This is a genomic window from Actinomadura pelletieri DSM 43383 (genome assembly GCF_003634705.1).
GTDB lineage: Bacteria > Actinomycetota > Actinomycetes > Streptosporangiales > Streptosporangiaceae > Spirillospora > Spirillospora pelletieri.
In genome coordinates this window covers 325,498-341,741 of the sequence record NZ_RBWU01000006.1, presented here as the reverse complement: position 1 = coordinate 341,741, position 16,244 = coordinate 325,498, and the positions used below count along the sequence as shown (strand labels likewise).

12 protein-coding genes are annotated in these 16,244 nt (G+C 70.0%); 4 read left to right on the top strand and 8 right to left on the bottom strand.

Annotation, left to right across the window (positions count from 1 at the left end):
• The first annotated feature begins 5 nt into the window (after positions 1-5).
• Complete coding sequence (locus BZB76_RS26820; protein WP_121437192.1) at positions 6-245, top strand: hypothetical protein; 240 nt, start codon at positions 6-8, stop codon at positions 243-245.
• 7 nt (positions 246-252) lie between these two features.
• Here the strand turns inward: BZB76_RS26820 and BZB76_RS26815 are convergent, their stop codons facing one another.
• On the bottom strand, positions 253-624 hold the full coding sequence (locus BZB76_RS26815) for an SCO4402 family protein (protein WP_420534825.1): 372 nt from the start codon (positions 622-624) through the stop codon (positions 253-255).
• A 94-nt stretch (positions 625-718) separates the two neighbouring features.
• Positions 719-1,342 carry a DUF305 domain-containing protein gene (locus BZB76_RS26810; RefSeq protein ID WP_121437190.1) on the bottom strand — a complete coding sequence of 208 codons (624 nt, stop codon included), beginning with the start codon at positions 1,340-1,342 and terminating at the stop codon, positions 719-721.
• A gap of 311 nt (positions 1,343-1,653) precedes the next feature.
• Between BZB76_RS26810 and BZB76_RS26805 the strand changes: the two genes are divergently transcribed.
• Together BZB76_RS26805 and pntB are read left to right on the top strand one after the other, a co-directional pair.
• Positions 1,654-3,186, top strand: a complete 1,533-nt coding sequence (locus tag BZB76_RS26805; protein WP_121437474.1) for a Re/Si-specific NAD(P)(+) transhydrogenase subunit alpha — start codon at positions 1,654-1,656, stop codon at positions 3,184-3,186.
• A gap of 3 nt (positions 3,187-3,189) precedes the next feature.
• Entirely contained in the window at positions 3,190-4,647 is a 1,458-nt protein-coding gene (gene pntB, locus BZB76_RS26800; protein WP_121437189.1) for a Re/Si-specific NAD(P)(+) transhydrogenase subunit beta, read from the top strand.
• A gap of 15 nt (positions 4,648-4,662) precedes the next feature.
• Here pntB and BZB76_RS26795 read toward each other — a convergent pair whose 3' ends face one another.
• From BZB76_RS26795 to BZB76_RS26780, 4 genes are read right to left on the bottom strand one after another with little or no spacing between them, the layout of a single operon-like run.
• Entirely contained in the window at positions 4,663-5,898 is a 1,236-nt protein-coding gene (locus BZB76_RS26795) for a Wadjet anti-phage system protein JetD domain-containing protein (protein ID WP_211343207.1), read from the bottom strand.
• On the bottom strand, positions 5,895-9,239 hold the full coding sequence (locus BZB76_RS26790; RefSeq protein WP_121437187.1) for an ATP-binding protein: 3,345 nt from the start codon (positions 9,237-9,239) through the stop codon (positions 5,895-5,897). The genes BZB76_RS26795 and BZB76_RS26790 overlap by 4 nt, the downstream gene beginning before the upstream one ends.
• A complete protein-coding gene (locus BZB76_RS26785; RefSeq protein ID WP_121437186.1) occupies positions 9,236-9,907 on the bottom strand; it encodes a DUF4194 domain-containing protein in 672 nt (223 codons plus the stop codon). The genes BZB76_RS26790 and BZB76_RS26785 overlap by 4 nt, the downstream gene beginning before the upstream one ends.
• Positions 9,900-11,393, bottom strand: coding sequence for a DUF3375 domain-containing protein (locus tag BZB76_RS26780; RefSeq protein WP_121437185.1), 1,494 nt, complete (start codon positions 11,391-11,393; stop codon positions 9,900-9,902). Before BZB76_RS26780 ends, BZB76_RS26785 begins: the two co-directional genes overlap by 8 nt.
• Before the next feature lie 276 nt (positions 11,394-11,669).
• Here BZB76_RS26780 and BZB76_RS35400 point away from each other — a divergent pair, with 276 nt between their 5' ends.
• Entirely contained in the window at positions 11,670-11,969 is a 300-nt protein-coding gene (locus BZB76_RS35400) for a hypothetical protein (protein WP_211343206.1), read from the top strand.
• Positions 11,970-12,146: 177 nt separating this feature from the next.
• Here the strand turns inward: BZB76_RS35400 and BZB76_RS26770 are convergent, their stop codons facing one another.
• Positions 12,147-14,981: an AfsR/SARP family transcriptional regulator gene (locus tag BZB76_RS26770; RefSeq protein WP_121437184.1), complete on the bottom strand. Its 2,835-nt coding sequence runs from the start codon at positions 14,979-14,981 to the stop codon at positions 12,147-12,149.
• Positions 14,982-15,300: 319 nt separating this feature from the next.
• Positions 15,301-16,071: an AAA family ATPase gene (locus BZB76_RS26765; protein WP_211343205.1), complete on the bottom strand. Its 771-nt coding sequence runs from the start codon at positions 16,069-16,071 to the stop codon at positions 15,301-15,303.
• Positions 16,072-16,244 lie beyond the last annotated feature (173 nt).

Sequence of the window (16,244 nt, the reverse complement as noted above, 5' to 3'; positions counted from 1 at the left end):
CCGCCATGCCCACCCCTCGCTCGGTCGCCGACTCCGCCGCCCTCCTCCTGGCCGACGCGGAGGCCGTCAACGCCGCCACGTCCCGCCTACGCGCCCTGGCCCGACAGCTCCGGGACGACCCGACGACACCCCCGTGGTTCGCCGCCGTCGCCGACGCCCACCTGACGGCGACGACCATCGCCGCCACCGACCTGGTCCGAGCCGCCACCCACCTCCAAGCCCTCTCCGAAAGCGCCACGAGGTGAGCATCCTTTACCGTTCCCGCGTGAGAACCCGAAGCGTGGCTTGGGCCTGATCGACCACCTTCCGCCAGCCTGGCATGGCGATGAGTACCGCATCCTCAAGCGAGCCGTCGACGGAGCCGAGAAACTCCTCAATCGCGATATGCAGGGCCTCCATCGCTTCGGCCTCATCGATATCCACCAAAACCGCACCGATGTAATCGTGCGGACACTCCGCGACCGAGGTGAGGTCGTAGAGGGCGCTGAGATTCTCATCAAGGTCCTCTATGAGATTCGGGTGTTGATACCTCTCGTCGACCCACATCTTTTGTTGATATTCGATATCGGAAAGAGTGCGGACCACCTCCACCACCATCTCTCGCATCTGTGGAAATTCGATCAACAATTTCTCCGAGCCTCTTGTTCGTCCGCGGAGCCGTGAGCGTGTTCTCGGGGGACACGCTCACGGCCGCGGAGGCGTGTTGCGGATGTGCTTGTCAGCTGTTGATCAGGTCGAGGAGGCGGCTGACCAGGGGGGTGGTGTTCTTGATGACGCCGTCGGCGTATTTCTTGGCCACGGGGTTGACCCCCTTCTTCAGTTCGACCTGGGCCATCTGCACCGCATTGTGCTGGTGACCGAGGAGCAGGTTGAGGAAGGTGGTGTCGAAATCACGGCCCTTGGCCTGTTTCAGTGACTTCATCTCCGCTTCGCCGATGAGCGGCAGGCCACCGTGGGCGGCGTGGGAGTTCACCGGGCCCTGGAGGGTGGTGGGCTTCGACCACGCGGTGAGCCACGAGGTCATCTGCCGCATCTCGGTGGTGCTGTCCTTCTCGAGGGTCGTGGCCAGCGTGTGGACCTCCCCGCGACTGGAGCGGTCCGGGGCCAGCCGGACGATGTCGAGCACCTGCTGACGGTGCGCGATCATCATTTGGAGGAACATGACGTCGTCGGCGTCGTGGTCGGCCGGCGCGCTCTGTTTGGGCTTCGCCTCTGCAGGATCACTCGTGCCGCCGCACGCCGTGGACAGGACGGCGAGGGCGGCGAGCATTCCCGCGAGGACGCTGTGCCGGGAGCGGGGGTGGCGGGTGGCGGGGTGGGGGTGCGGGAGCTTCGGGGTCATAGGGAACTCGTGTGGGTGTTGCGGTAGCGGGGGTTCGGACCGGTGCGGGGGTACGCGCTGGTTCTTCGCATGGACGTCCCTTCGATGTGACTGTTCGCCTGAACGTACGATCGTGCTCACCGTGCGCGGTGGCGCTTAGTTCAAGTGCCCAAACTTTCATGGCCAAGACTGGCACACAGCGCAATGCGGAAGCGGGCTCGTTCGCGGCAGAATTATGTTGATGCCGAGATATCTGACGCCGTCCGGGCCCGCACCGGCGGGTCGCACCCCGCTCGGGGCCCGCGATGGGCGAGAGAGGTGGAGTGGTCGTCATGATCATTGGGGTTCTGAAGGAGGATCCACCCGGGGAACGGCGGGTGGCGGTGACGCCGGACACCGTCCCCCAACTGCAGAAGCTCGGGTACGAGGTGGTCGTCGAGTCCGGCGCGGGAGCCGGGGCTGGTTTTCCCGACGATCAGTATGAGGCGGCGGGGGCCGCCATCGGCGACGCGGCCGCCGCCGATGTGGTGCTGGGCGTCAACCCGCCCGCGCCCGGACAGTTGGACGCGTTGCGACCCGGTGCCACGTTGATCGGTCTGCTGAACCCCCGGCTCAAGCCGGAACTGGTGGAGGACCTCGCCAAGCGTCCCATCACGGCGTTGTCCCTGGACGCCGTGCCGCGGATCTCCCGGGCGCAGTCGTTCGACGTGCTCTCCTCCATGGCCGGCATTGCCGGATACCGGGCGGTGATCGAGGCGGCGCACGAGTTCGGACGGTTCTTCACCGGTCAGATCACCGCGGCGGGCAAGGTTCCACCGGCGAAGGTGCTGGTCGCGGGGGCCGGTGTCGCCGGGCTCGCGGCGATCGGCGCGGCCGGAAGCCTGGGCGCGATCGTCCGGGCCACCGACCCGCGGCCGGAGGTCGCCGACCAGGTGCGTTCGCTCGGCGGTGACTATCTCGCCGTCGCCGAGCCGGAGCCGGACGACACCCCGGACACCGGTTACGCCAAGGAGATGTCGGACGACTACAACGTTCGCGCCGCCGCCCTCTACGCGGACCAGTGTCGTGAGGTCGACATCATCGTCACCACCGCGCTGATCCCCGGCAGGCCCGCGCCGAGGCTGATCACCGCGGAGATGGTGGCGACCATGCGTCCGGGTTCGGTGATCGTCGACATGGCCGCGGCGAACGGCGGCAATGTCGAGGGCACGGTTCCCGGTGAGCGGGTCGTCACCGACAACGGCGTGATCATCCTCGGTTACACCGACCTGGCCGGGCGGCTGCCCGCGCAGGCGTCCCAGCTGTACGGGACCAACCTGGTGAACCTGATGAAGTTGATGACCCCGCAGCGGGACGGGCAGCTCGTCCTGGACTTCGACGATGTCGTGCAACGGTCGATGACCGTCGTCCGCGAAGGTGAGCTGACCTGGCCGCCGCCTCCGGTGGCGGTTTCGGCGGCGCCGACGAACACCCGGCCGGCCAGGCAGGAGGTCGAGGCGGACGCCCCGGAAAGCACGACGAATCCGTTGTTGCGCCGGCTCGGCGTCGCCGCCGCGGCCGCGGCGACGTTCGGTCTGATCGCGCTCTCCCCGGCGGCGTTGCAGGTGCACCTGACCGTGTTCGCGCTCGCGATCGTGATCGGCTACTACGTCATCGGGAACGTGCACCACGCGCTGCACACCCCGCTGATGTCGGTGACCAACGCGATCTCCGGGATCATCGTGGTCGGCGCGCTGCTGCAGATCGGCACGGGCGACGCGGCGATCACCGTGCTCTCACTCGCGGCGATCCTGCTCGCGAGCATCAATGTCTTCGGCGGATTCGCGGTCACCCGCCGCATGCTCGCCATGTTCGTCAGGAGCTAGCCCATGACGATCGCGACCACGGCGACCGCGGCGTACATCGTCGCCGCCCTGTTCTTCATCCGTGCCCTGGCCGGGCTGTCCCGGCACGATTCCGCCCGGCTGGGCAACACCTACGGCATGCTCGGCATGGCCGTGGCGCTCGTCGCCACCGTGGCGCTCACCATCGACGGCGACATCGGCCTTCCGGCGTTCGCGCTGCTCGTGGCCGCGGTCGTGGCCGGTGGGCTGATCGGCCTGAACCGGGCCCGCGCGGTGGAGATGACCGCGATGCCCGAGCTCATCGCGCTGCTGCACAGCTTCGTCGGGCTGGCCGCCGTCCTGGTCGGCTGGAGCGGCTACCTGCACGTCGAGCACCACCCGGAGGGAGCGGAGGCGGCCAAGCTCGCCGGCGAGGACATGCTCGGCATCCACAGCGCCGAGGTGTTCATCGGCGTGTTCATCGGCGCCGTCACCCTGACCGGCTCGATCGTGGCGTTCGGCAAGCTGTCGGGCCGGTTGAAGTCCGCGCCGCTGATGTTGCCGGGCAAGAACGCGCTGAACGTCGCGGCGCTCGTCGCGTTCGTCGCGCTCACCGTCGTGTTCGTCGTCGAGCCCAACCCGTGGGCGCTCATCGCGGTCACCGTGGTGGCGCTGCTGCTCGGCTGGCATCTGGTCGCGTCCATCGGCGGCGGTGACATGCCGGTGGTGGTCTCCATGCTGAACAGCTACTCCGGGTGGGCCGCCGCCGCGTCCGGGTTCCTGCTCGGCAACGACCTGCTGATCATCGTCGGGGCGCTGGTGGGGTCCTCGGGCGCGTACCTGTCGGCCATCATGTGCAAGGCGATGAACCGTTCGTTCCTGTCGGTCATCGCCGGCGGCTTCGGCCTGGAGGCGCCCGCATCCTCCGGCGACGACCAGGGCACGCACCGGGAGATCACCGCGGAGGAGACCGCCGGGGCGCTCGCCGCCGCCTCCTCGGTCATCATCGTGCCGGGTTACGGCATGGCCGTCGCGCAGGCGCAGGCCCCGGTCGCGGCGTTGACCGCGCGGCTGCGCGACCACGGCGTCCAGGTCAGGTTCGGCATCCACCCGGTCGCCGGTCGCCTGCCCGGACACATGAACGTGCTGCTCGCCGAGGCGAAGGTGCCCTACGACCTGGTCCTGGAGATGGACGAGATCAACGACGACTTCGGCACCGCCGACGTGGTCCTGGTGATCGGCGCCAACGACATCGTCAACCCGGCCGCCGAGGAGGACCCGACGAGTCCCATCGCGGGCATGCCCGTCCTGGAGGTGTGGAACGCGCGGCAGGTCGTCGTGTTCAAACGCTCGATGGCGACCGGGTACGCCGGAGTGCAGAACCCGCTGTTCTTCCGCGAGAACACCCACATGCTGTTCGGAGACGCCAAGGAACGAGTGGAGGACATCCTCCAGGCCCTCACGCCGGTGGTCGGCCGCGCCAAGGCCGGCGCGCGGTCCTGAGCCGTCCCGTCGCTGTCACGGCTCCGGTGCTGTGACGTCCAGCAGCCGGGCGGCGGCGTCGGCGAGGGGGATGGCCTCCTGCTCGATCCGGCGGAACGAGGCCTGGCCCGTCGTGACGATGTCGTAGGCGGTCGCCTCGGCCTCGGTGAGGTGTCGCAGGGTCGCCCCGCGCGATTTGAGGGGGCGGCCCTCCTTGTCGTGGTTCAGCCCGTGCTTGGCGTAGCGGTGCAGGTCGGTGTCGTCCATCAGGATCGAGGTGACCTCTTTCGGTGGAGCGCCGTCCGGGCCGGGGTCGGCGAGCGCGGCGCGGAACCGGTCGAGGATCGCGTAACCGTCCGCGTCGATGTCGCCCCAGTAGACGACGTGGTCCGCGGCGCGGATCCAGGGCACGTCAGCGAGCAGGGCGGCGGCCGCCTTGCCGCCGCCCTCGACCACGATCGTGTCCCGTACCGGCGGGAACCAGAGCCGGGAGTCGCGGTTCTCGACGACGAGGACGACCCGCGGGCGGTAGGCGAGGTCGTGGACGTCGCCGGTGGTCCACGCGTCATGTCTGCGCCGACCGGACGCGGCGTGGTCGGGGTCGACGTAGGTCAGGTGCAGCACGGCCGGGCGGGGCCGGACTTCTGTTCGGACGTCGCGTCCGGCGATGTCGCGCAGTAAGGCGCCATGGGTGTCGAGCCACTTGGAGTGCATGCCGGGGACCGGGAGTTGACGCGCGGTCCACGCGCCCGCGTCCCGGTGCCGACGCAGCCAGGCCACCGCCTTGAGCAGCACCTCGGCGTCGTCTGCTCCGATCCGGTAGGCGGCCCGGATGGTGGCCGGGGTGAGCAGCGCGCCGGTGGACCGCAGCGACGACGCGAGTTCGCGGGCGCGGGCGACGTCCACGGTCGGCGGCTCGGTCGGCGGCCCGGTTTCGGAGGTGAGGGCGACGGCGGCGTCCAGGTCGACGACGAGGGTGGCGGGGTAGTCGGCCGTCACACCCCGAACGGACACCGGCTTGCGGACGATCACCACGCCCTCGGGATGATCCCGGTCGGCGAACTCGCGCCAGCTCATATGCCACTCGTGCCAGGCCTCGGGACCGATCCGCGTCACACCCGTGCCGGTCGACACTCCGGGTCGGAGCGGGACGGAGAACATGACCGGGTCGCCGGAGCCGAGATCGGCGCACACGGCCTCCGCCCACTTCCGGTGGATCTTCCGGCGCAACGACTCGACCGCGTCGGCCGGGGTGACCAGACGGGACGTCACGCGCCGGGAACCGCGACGATGGGTTTCGCCCATGACCGTCCCTCACTGTTCTTCAGGATCAGGTATTCCGCGTCCACATGCGGCTCGATGGCGCTGTGCTTGTCGTTGGGGGCGCCGATGACGAGCTGGAAGCCGAGCCCGCGCCACGCGCCGATGGCGCGGCCGGTGAAGTGCGCGTCCGCCTTGATCAGCGCCTCGTCGAGAAAGACGGGGGCGTAGCGGGGACGTTCGGCGCCCGCGTCCCCCAACTGGTAGCGCAGCGCGGCGCCGACGATGAACGCGACCAGCTCCTGGGACTCGCCGCCCGACTTCTCCCCGATGTGGTCATAGACCGCGACATGGTTGCCGGCGAGGTCACGTTTCTCCGCGCTGATCCGCACATGGTTGCGCACGTCGACCAGGTCGGCGAAGTCGGGGGCGGTGCGGCGAATGCGGTCGATCACCTTGGCCATCCGGTGGTAGGCGCGTTCCCGGTCGGCGTCCGTGGCGGCCTTGTCGATGGCGGCGCGGACATCGCGCAGTTCCTTGCGGAACCTGGCCCGGACCGCGGAGTGGCTTTCCTGCGGGTCGATGCGCAGCCGGTGCCCGTCGTCGGCGAACGGCAGCTCGGAGAGGATGCGGTTGACCGGGTCGATCCGGTCGCGGATCTCCCGGACGGCGGCGGCGAGTTCGCTGTCCAGGCTGGTCAGGTCGTTGCCGGAGAGTTTGAGGAGGCTGTCGCGCCACTCGGTCTCCAGCTCGTGCAGGCCGCTGGTCTCCAGGTCGGTGAGGAGGCGGTCGAAGTCACGGTAGGACGCTTCCGGGTCGGTGCCGAGGTTCGGGTTCGGCCAGCGTTCCACGAACGTCGAGAACGTGTCGCGCAGCGCCTTCCGTGACCGTTCGATCGCCTCTTCCGCTGACCTCCGGTCGTCACGCATCCGTTCGACGCCGCGCCGGTGCGCCGCGTCGAACTCTTTCAGCGCCGTCGCCGGGTCGGTGTCGGCCGGGGCGTCGTCGAACAGGCCCGCGAGGTACTCCCGGTGTTCCCGGCTCACCTCGGTGCCGGCCGTCTCGGCGGTGTCGAGCGCCTGCTGGGCGGCGTCCACCTCGTCGACGATCGTCTTCCATGCCTCGTCGAGCCGCTTCACCTCTTCCTTCTGCCGACCGACCCGCTCGGTCAGTCGGCTGAACCGCTCCTTGAGTTCCTCCGCCTCCTGCTGCAACCGGTCGATCTCCGGGTTGCCCTCACGGACCTCCTTGATGACGTCCGCCCAGCGGTTCCGTTCGGTGGTGACCGACTCGACGTCCACCTGGTCCCAGGACAGTTCGGTCAGGGTCTTGTAGGCGGTGCGTCGTTCCTCGAAGGAGTTGAGGTCCCGCTCCGCCTGCGTCGCCCGAGCGACGGCGTCGTCGAGCCGGTCCAGGGCGCGGTCGATCCGGGTGTCGAGGTCGGCGAGAAGCCTGGTGTTCGTGAATCCCAGCAGGTTGGCCCGGCCGTGACCGCCATGCGCGCCCCGGCCGCGTTGCGACGTCTGGCCCGTGATGGTGAGCGCCTTCGAGTACTGCCCGAGCAGTCTCGGCGTCTCGACGCAGACGAAGTCGAACCTGCGGGCGAGTTCGCTCTTCAGCCATGCGGTGAACGGCGACGGCCGGTAGTCGAGCCGGCCGGGAAGCGTCTTGTCGTCCAGCCCGACCTCGTCGCGCATCCCGGTGCGGACGCCCTCGAACTGGACGCGCCGGGCCACGGACACCGTGTTGATCGCCTCGCGGAACTCGTTCAACCGGCCGATGTCGATCAGCATCCGGGTGGCGAACCCGCCGAGCGCGAGGTTGAACGCCTCCCGCCACGGTTCGAACTCCGTCCGCACCTCGATCAGCTCACCGACGAACGGCAGGTCGTCCGGGGTGAGCCCGGCGGCGTCGGCGAGGAGGTCGCGGGCGGCGTGCAGGTCGGTGGGGATGTTGCCGCGCCTGGCCTTGACCGCGTCGCGCTCGGCGCGGAGCCCGGCCAGGTCGCCTTCGGCGGCGTTGCGTTCCGAGGTCGCCTTGGCGAACTCGTTCTGCGCGGTTCTTCTGGCGTCGGTGTCGGCCAGCGCCCGGTGCGCCGTGTCGACCAGCGCGGCGAACTCCTGACCGGTCGAAACGGTCGCGCCGACGGTGTCCAGGAGACGGTCGAGTCGTTGCCGTGCGCGTTCGACCTCGGCCAGCCGCTGTTCGGCCCTGTCGACCTCGCGAAGCGCGGTGTCCAGGCGGTCGCCGCCCGAGGCGCGCAGGGTCTCCAGCACGGCGTCCCGCTGCGACTCCGCCGCCTTGATCAGCGCGGTGGTCTCCGCCACCTCCTTCTCGACGCGGCGGCGGCGTCCGGTGAGATCCCGCTCGGCCTCGCGGAGCAGGTCGAGGCGGCGTTCGTGCCGCCACAGCGCCGCCGGGGACGTCGGGTCGGTGAACGAGCCGACGTCGTCGATCACCCGCGACCGTGTCACCGCGCGGTCGATGGCCTCCCGGTGCTCGCGGATCGGCGTCAGCGCCCGCACCTGCCGCTGTGCGGTGATCATGCGTTCGCGGGTGCCGGACAGCTCGTCGAACTGCTGGACCACCTGGTCGGCCGTGGCCAGGGTGGTCGGCTCCTCCAGGACCATCGTCTTGTAGAGCGCGTCGACGGTGGTGATCTGCTGACCGGCCTGGATCCTGCCGAGCAGCGCGACCGCCTTGTGACCGTCCCCGGCGGCGCCGATGCCGAGCGTGGTGTGCAGCCGGGCGGTGAAGTCGCGGTCGGTGTCGAAGCAGGTCACGCCGGTCGCGACGACCGCGGCGCGGGCGAGCCTGCGGCTCGCGGGACCGTCCAGGTCGCGCAGGTCGTAGTCGTCGTCCCGGGTGGCGCGGACGACCACCACGTCGTCGAGGGTGCGCGCGGACGACGGCACGTACCAGGCCCGGAACGCGGTGAACACCGCACCGCTCGGGTCGGCCCAGGTCATCGCGATCGCCGACCAGGTGTCGCGGCCGTCCCCGCGCAGCACCCGCGACTTCGTCTCGCCGCCCGTCCGTGACTCGTCGAGCTTCCCGCGGGCGTAGGAGAGGATGTTGCGCTGGTCCTTGCCCCGGGGACGGCCGACCACCCCGCCGTTGGACGCCCCGTTGAACGGCGTGGTGTGCGGCATCAGCAACGCGATGTAGGAGTCCATCAGCGTGGACTTGCCCGACCCGGAACCGCCGCTGAACAGGGTCGCGCCGGGGGCGAACCGGATGCGGTGATACCCGTCGTAGCCGCCCCAGTTGACCAGTTGCAGATCCCGCGCCACCCACTGCTGCCCCCGCGACGCCGCCGGAATCAACCCGAACAGGGTGTCGATCATGCTCATGGCGCGACCTCGTTCTGTTCCCGCAGCCACCGGTTCAGCTCGGCGAGCTTCTCGGTGCTCAGCACCACCTCGACCAGCGGCGTGATCCGGTACCGGCCCGCGGACTCCTCCACGAGCAGGCCGTCGGTGACCAGCCGCTGCACCGCGTTGCGGATCTCGCGCTGGCCGCGGGCGAGATTGTGGTCGTCCGGATCGAAGTAGGTCAGCACGGTCTGTTCCAGCTCTTCGATGTCGACCCGCGCGGACGTCTCGCCGGTGCCGCGTTCCCGCTGGTAGACGGTTCGCAGATGGACCAGTACCAGGGTCTCGGCCCGGCTGTAGGGGTCGTCCTTCAGCAGGATCGGGACGTCCAGCTCCGCCGAGCGCACCTGTTGTTTGTAGGCGATGCCCCGGTCGTGATCGACCACAAGGCGGACGAAAAGGTCGTGCAACCGCGACTCGATGATCTGCTGGTTCTCCAGCAGCGTGCGCCACTGCGCCTGGTTCTTCTCGGCCAGCAGGAACCTGCGTTTCAGCAGCCGTACCAGCACCCGTCGCACGTCGACGTCCAGGGTGCCGGTGTCACCGGCGAACAGTTCGGACGGGTCGTCCTCCATCGGAACCGGTTCGATGAACCCGGCCTCCGCACCGGTCGACCAGCCGTCGCCGGCGTCGTCCGGTTCACTCATCGTCGCCCGATTCCTCGGCGGCGGGGTTCGCGGCTCGGACGCCGCCGAACGCGAACCGCCGCCGGGTCTGGTCGGGCCGGACCGCCTCGACGACCGCGACCTCGGCCGTGTCGGTCATGCCGACGTCGTGGGCGATCTCCAGCAGGCCGAGCAGGTCCACCGGCCGCCGTATCCGCTCGTCCGCCGCGGTGAACGCGGCCGCGACGTCAACGCCGTCGTCGCTCGCGAACGTCTCCAGGTGGGCGCGCAGTTCGGCGTACTGCGGACCACCCCAGGCCCGGGTGTCGGCGGACGGGACGTCCTCCTCCTCGTCCCACTCCCGCAGCGGCGTGGGCGGCTGGAGCGGCCGGGGATCGCTCACGGTCTGCCGGAGCTGCCCGACGTCGGCCACCGGCAGGCGGCGCAGCGGGGTGACGACCGCGCCGCGGCGCGACCCCGGCACCCAGGTGTGGAGTCCGGCCATCACCTCTCGCAGCAGTTCGTCGACCTGGCGGTCTCGCATCGGGTCATGGTTGCGGACCTGGGTGGTGATGACGTGCGACGCCTGCCGCTGCGCGACCAGCACGTCCTTGACGCCCTGTTCGATCCGGCGGGCGATCTCGGCGAGTTCCCGCCGCTGCTGTTCCGGCATCAGCTCGGTGAACCGGTGCCGCAGCACGGTCCGCAACAGGTTCCACAGGTCGTCGATCTGTGCCGGGTCGCCGATCAGGCGCAGTGCCCCGGCGAACGCCCGGCCCTCCGGTGTCGCGTCCATGATCTGCCGCCCGCGCTCCAGGTACTCGCGCAGCACCTCACCGGTCGGCCGGACGTCCTGCCGCAGGTCGGCGACCACATCACGCTGCATCGCCTTGATCGACTCGGCGACGCGGGCGAAGTCGGCGGGCAGTTCGCGCGCCAGATGCAGCACGTTCTCGGCCGCCTCAAGAAGCTGGTCGTCGGCGACGGTCTCGACCTCGCCGCCGCGTTCGAGCCGGTCGAGTTCGCGCCGGCGCTGATCGATCTCCGTCTGGAGGCGCGCCATCCGGGCCATCACGTCCGGGTCGGCGTCCTGCGCGAGCCGCTCGACCGCCTCCAGCAGCGTCCGGACCCGGGACTCCGACACCCGTGTCCGCGCGCCGCCGACCCGTCCGGCCACCTCCAGCGCGCCGACGCCGTGCGCGGACAGCCGGTACACCTCGACGTCGTCGGCGACCTGCCGCACCAGCCAGCCCGCCTGCACCCACTGCCTGCACAGGTCACGGGCGTTCCCGGCGGGCAACGGCTGGTCACCGTCGTCGCCGTAGCCGGCGGCCCGCAACTGGTCGAGCGCGTCGGCGAGTTCCGCGTGGGCGTCCGCCACCGCCACCGTCGTCCGCTCCGGCGTGAACATCATCGCCAGGACCGTCACCACGAACGGCGCGTAGGTCCGGTGAAGCAGATCGAGCATCGGGTTCTGGAACGCCCGAAGCGCACCCCGATACGCGCCCTCCACGCCTCTTGTAGCCATCGCCGACCAGAGTAAGACCTACGGCCGACACCGGGTGCCCGGACCCGACACCGCCGTCAGGCGGCCTTGCCGCGGACGATGTGGACGGTCATGCCGGTGAAGTCCAGGGTGACGTCGCAGGGCTTGTAGAAGGGGGTGGAAGAAGGTGACCATCACGTCGAACCCGTTGGGGCTCTGCGCCATCCTCGGGTTGGCGCTGCAGTAGACCTCCCTGGCCGTGATGCCGCCGAGCCGGATCGCCTTCGGGTAGCAGGGGAGCGGAACGCGGTCTTCAAGATGAGCGTGCCGTGCTTCGACCTCAAGGCGGAGGACTGTGCCGCCCGAATGGCCGGCACGCCCATCGAGACGGCCGATTCGGTGAGCACCTGGAGGGAGCGACAGCAGGCGCAGGCGCACGAGTTCCTCGTCCAGGCCGGAACCGCACTGGCGATCATGCTGGTGGTCTCCCTCGCGCTCGGCTGGTTCGTCGCGGGACGGGTCCTGCGCCCGCTGCGCACGATGACCACCACCGTCCAGACCATCTCGGCGCGGAACGTGCGCGAGCGGCTGGCCTTCGACGGCCCCGCGACGAGTTGACGGATCTCGCCGACACCGTGGACGGCCTGCTCGGACGGCTGGAGACCGCCCTCGACGCGCCCGGCCGGCCGCACCGCGCCGCCCTGACGGCCTCGACCGGACAGGTCCGCTTGCGAACCGACGGTGATCGTGACCCCTGGAGCCGCGTGTGTGACCGGCTCACCGGCCTCCATGTCCTCAGTGGAGGCCCGCTCTGGTGGCTGGTGGACGGGGTTCTCCCAACTCCGCGCGGATCGTCTCCTGGACGGCCAGGACCTCGGCCTGCCTGGTCTCCTGGCCGAGCTGCCGCCAGATGGCCAGACTCGCCTCGGCGTGGTCGAGTGCCTCCTCGGGACGTCCGAGCCGCCAGGTCGCGTGCACCAGTTCCTGGAGGGCCGCCGCCTCCTGGAAGGGGAACGCGAGTGCGCGGCTGGCGGCGACCACGGCCCGGAAGTCCTCGACCGCCTCGTCCGGACGGCCGAGTTCCATCTTCGCCCGTCCCCGGTTGGTCATCAGGTACTGCCTGACGACCGGCTGCCCGCCGACCCGGTCCAGCAGCTCCAACCCGCGCTCCAGCCACGGCAGCGCCTCCGCGGGGCGCCCGGCTCCCCGGATGTAGACGGCGCCGATGTTGTTGAGCACCTCCAGGTGCGCCGCCCAGTTGCCGGAGCGCTCGCTGACCGCCAGGCTCTCCCGGTAGGTCCGCAGGGCCTCCTCAGGGCGTTGACCGGCGTGCGCGAGCAGCGCGGACACGTTGAGCAGCCGGTCCAGGACGGCCGTTTCGCCGCCGTCCTTGGCGGCCTGGATGCCGCGACGGATCTGCGCCTCGCCCTCGTCGATCCGGCCGACCTGCCAGAGCCCGCCACCGAGCAGGTACCGCGCCCGGGCCTCGGCGGACGGTTCGCCGCGGGCCCGGGCGGCGTCGGCGACCTCGGCGGCGGGGCCGTTGAGCCGCGGCCACAGGAACGCGAAGTCGCCCACGGGGTCGAGGGCCAGCAGCAGGTCCGCGGCGGCCGCGATCGGCAGGCCGGGGTCCGCGGCGGCCCTGCGGGCGACTCCCAGGATGCCGTCGAGCTCGTGCAGCACCCACGCCTGCCCCTCGGCCAGGTCGGCGAAGGCGAGCCCCGGCGAGTGGGTGGCGGCGAACGCGTCGGCGAGCGTGCAGCCGTTCCGTTCCAGCCGGTAGACGTGCCGGGCGGAGGCGAGATAGTGGTCGAGGACGCGGCCCAGGACGGCGCGCCGGTCGGCCTCGGTGTCCTCTTCCCGGGTGAGCTGGGCGGCGTAGGTGCGCAACAGGTCGTGGAAGCGGTACCGGCCCACGGCGCGCTGTTGCAGCAGGTGCATGTCCAGCAGGTTCTCCAGGATCTGTTCGGCCTCCTCGAACGAGATGTCGGCGATCTCGGCGGCGGTCCGGACGTCGAAGTCGGTGCCCGGGTGCAGGCTCAGCAGCCGGAACAACCGCTGCTGGACGGGGGCGAGATGCCGGTAGGAGAGGGCGAACGCGGTGACCACGCTGCGGTCCCCCGTGGACAGCTCGCCCAGCCGCCGCCGCTGGTCGCCCAGGCGTTCCGCCAGGTGGGCGAGGGTCCAGGTGGGGCGGGTGCGGAGCCGGGCGGCGGCGATCCGGACCGCCAGCGGCAGGAAGCCGCACAACCGCACCACCTCGTGGACGGCCTCCGGTTCGCCGGCGGCGCGCGCGTCGCCGACGATTCGGGTGAACAGCGCGGCGGCGTCGGCGGGCGGCAGCACCTCCAGGGACAGCGTGAAGGCGGCCTCCAGGTCGGTGAGCTGGCGGCGGCTCGTGATCAGTACCAGGGTGTCGGGGCCGCCGGGCAGCAGCGGCCTCACCTGTTCGGCGGTGGCGGCGTTGTCCAGCACGATCAACGCCCGGAGACCGGCCAGTTCGGCGCGCCACAGCCCGGCGCGCTGCTCCACCTCGTCCGGGATCCGCTCCCCCGGCACGCCGATCGCGCGCAGGAGCGTGTCCAGGGCGGCGGCCGTGGTGGTGGGCCGGGCTTCGGCCGCGTGCGCCTTCAGGTCGATGAACAGTTGCGCGTCCGGGTAACGGTCGGCGAGCCGGTGCGCGGTGTGCACCGCCAGGGCGGTCTTGCCGATCCCGGCCATCCCGTCAATGGACCTGATCACCACCGCGGTGCCCGCCTCCCCCTCGTCCGGCAGGGCCGACAGGAGCCGGTTCAGCTCGGTGGCACGGCCGGTGAAGTCGGCGACGTCGCGGGGCAGCTGCTGGACGCGCTTCCCCCGAGCCGGCGCCGGCGCCGGCGCCGCCAGGCCGGGGTCGCTGCCCAGGATCTGCTCGTGCAGTCGCCGTAGCTGGTAGGCGGGGTCGAGGCCCAGTTCCTCCGACAGCGCCACGCGGATGTCGTGGAAGACCTGGAGCGCCTCGGCGCGCCGGCCGGCTCGGTGCAGAGCCAACATCAGCTGCCCGGCCAGCCGTTCCCGCAACGGATGCGCGGCGACCTGCTCGGCCAGCTCGCTGATCACGCTGTGGTGCCGGCCCAGGTCCAACTCCAGTTCGATGTCCTCCTCCAGCGCCGCCGTCCGCCTTTCCTCCCAGCTGTTCATCTGCGGCTCCAGCGCCGGGCATTCGAGGCCCGCCAGCACCGGCCCCCGCCACAGGCCCAGGGCGGCGCGGAACTCGGCCACCGCCTCCGCCGGTCGCCGATCGGCGGCGTACTGGCGCGCCCGCGTCACTCGGCGGTCGAACACGGCGGCGTCGAGGGCGTCCTCCGCGATGTCCAGCCGGTATCCGGTCCCGGCCGCCGCCAGCCCGGCCGACTTCTCCTCGGCGAGCAGCCTCCGCAGGTCGGAGACCAGATTGCGCACGCGTTTCTCCGCGGTGGGGGGCGGCTCCTGCGGCCAGACCGCGTCCACCAGCCGGCTCAGCGGCACCACTTGGCCCGCGGACAGCAGCAGTGCGGCCAGCACCTTCTGCCGCCCGGCCCCCCGCAACCTCACCTGCTTCCCACCGGCCCAGACCTCCAGCGGCCCCAGAATTCTGAATTCTTCAGGCATACGACATCAACTCTCGGCATCCCAGCAGGCAAGGTCGAGTCACCACCCAACTCGACACTGACGCCAGATGCAACACCGATACAGATTAGTGTCGTTACCGATCGATAAACGTACTTTTCACATATCCCACCTGATTCTGTATTCCGATCTCGCCCCCGATGTTATGCCGGGACAGCGGAAACGTCGGATCACGTCCGCGACCACGCGAACCGCCCCGAAGGTGGACGCTCCGTAAGTCGACGAACTCGCTTCAGCGATGGTCGCCGGATGACGTGGACGACCACGCCTCCGTCGCAGCCGAAGACCACACTTGAGATCATCAAAGCATGGCGTATTTCAGACGGCGCAGTTTCGCGCCGGGCCTGCACATGGTGTGCGCCCACGCATTCATGTCAACAAGTTCTGCGGCTCCTGTTACTCGACCCTTGCCGATACTGATCGCTTCATCGAGCGACATCCTCAGCGGGAGACCGAAGAGATCGATGATTCTTGCAATACGCTCCCGAATCGTGCCACCGACGGTCAGATGAGGGACGTTCAGTTCGTTGAAGGTCTGAACGAGAAGTTCATCGGACAGTTTTCTGAACCTCTCGGAGACCGGGTGGCGCCTGTCCGGAGAAGGCTGGAACTCTACCGGCAGGTGGACGTAGCCGTCGCAGGAACGTTTTGCATAGGCTTTGACGATTGCCCCGTACGCATCCATGTACTGCTTGTACGTCTTACGACGGGGGGTGCCGGCGATACCAGTCAGGAGCCTGGGCGGCAGCACGGCCTTCGGATCGACGCCAAGCTGCATCTTGGCAACACCGTAGACCCACTCCTGGATGACGGATCCATCAGAGACGAACGAGCCCGACTGAGCGGCTTCCCGGTGGATACGCGCTTCCAACCTCCCGAGCCCCAGAGCGGCCAGCTCCCGCGCCGACAGTTCCTCAGAACCCCCTCCTGGAACTAGATCCCGCAAGAATTCGTGAGCGGTCATCGCACGTGTGAGCGGAATGCCCGTGGCGATGGACAGTATCTCGGCCGTAGTCGACTTTCCGGTCGAAAAGGTCCCGGAAACCGCGAGCCTCAGTTCATCTTCGATCACGTTCACTCCTTGCAGAGTCGGCGACCAACCTTCCCCCGCAGCCGGCGTCCGGGCGCCGAGGCCCCGCCTGCTTCGGCTGCGCGCGCTTTCCGGATCGCTCCGGCACCTCTGGGTCGCCTGTCGTACGCCTGCGCCTTGCCTGGGTAGGCGTCTCTGGCGCGTAGCTTGCCGGG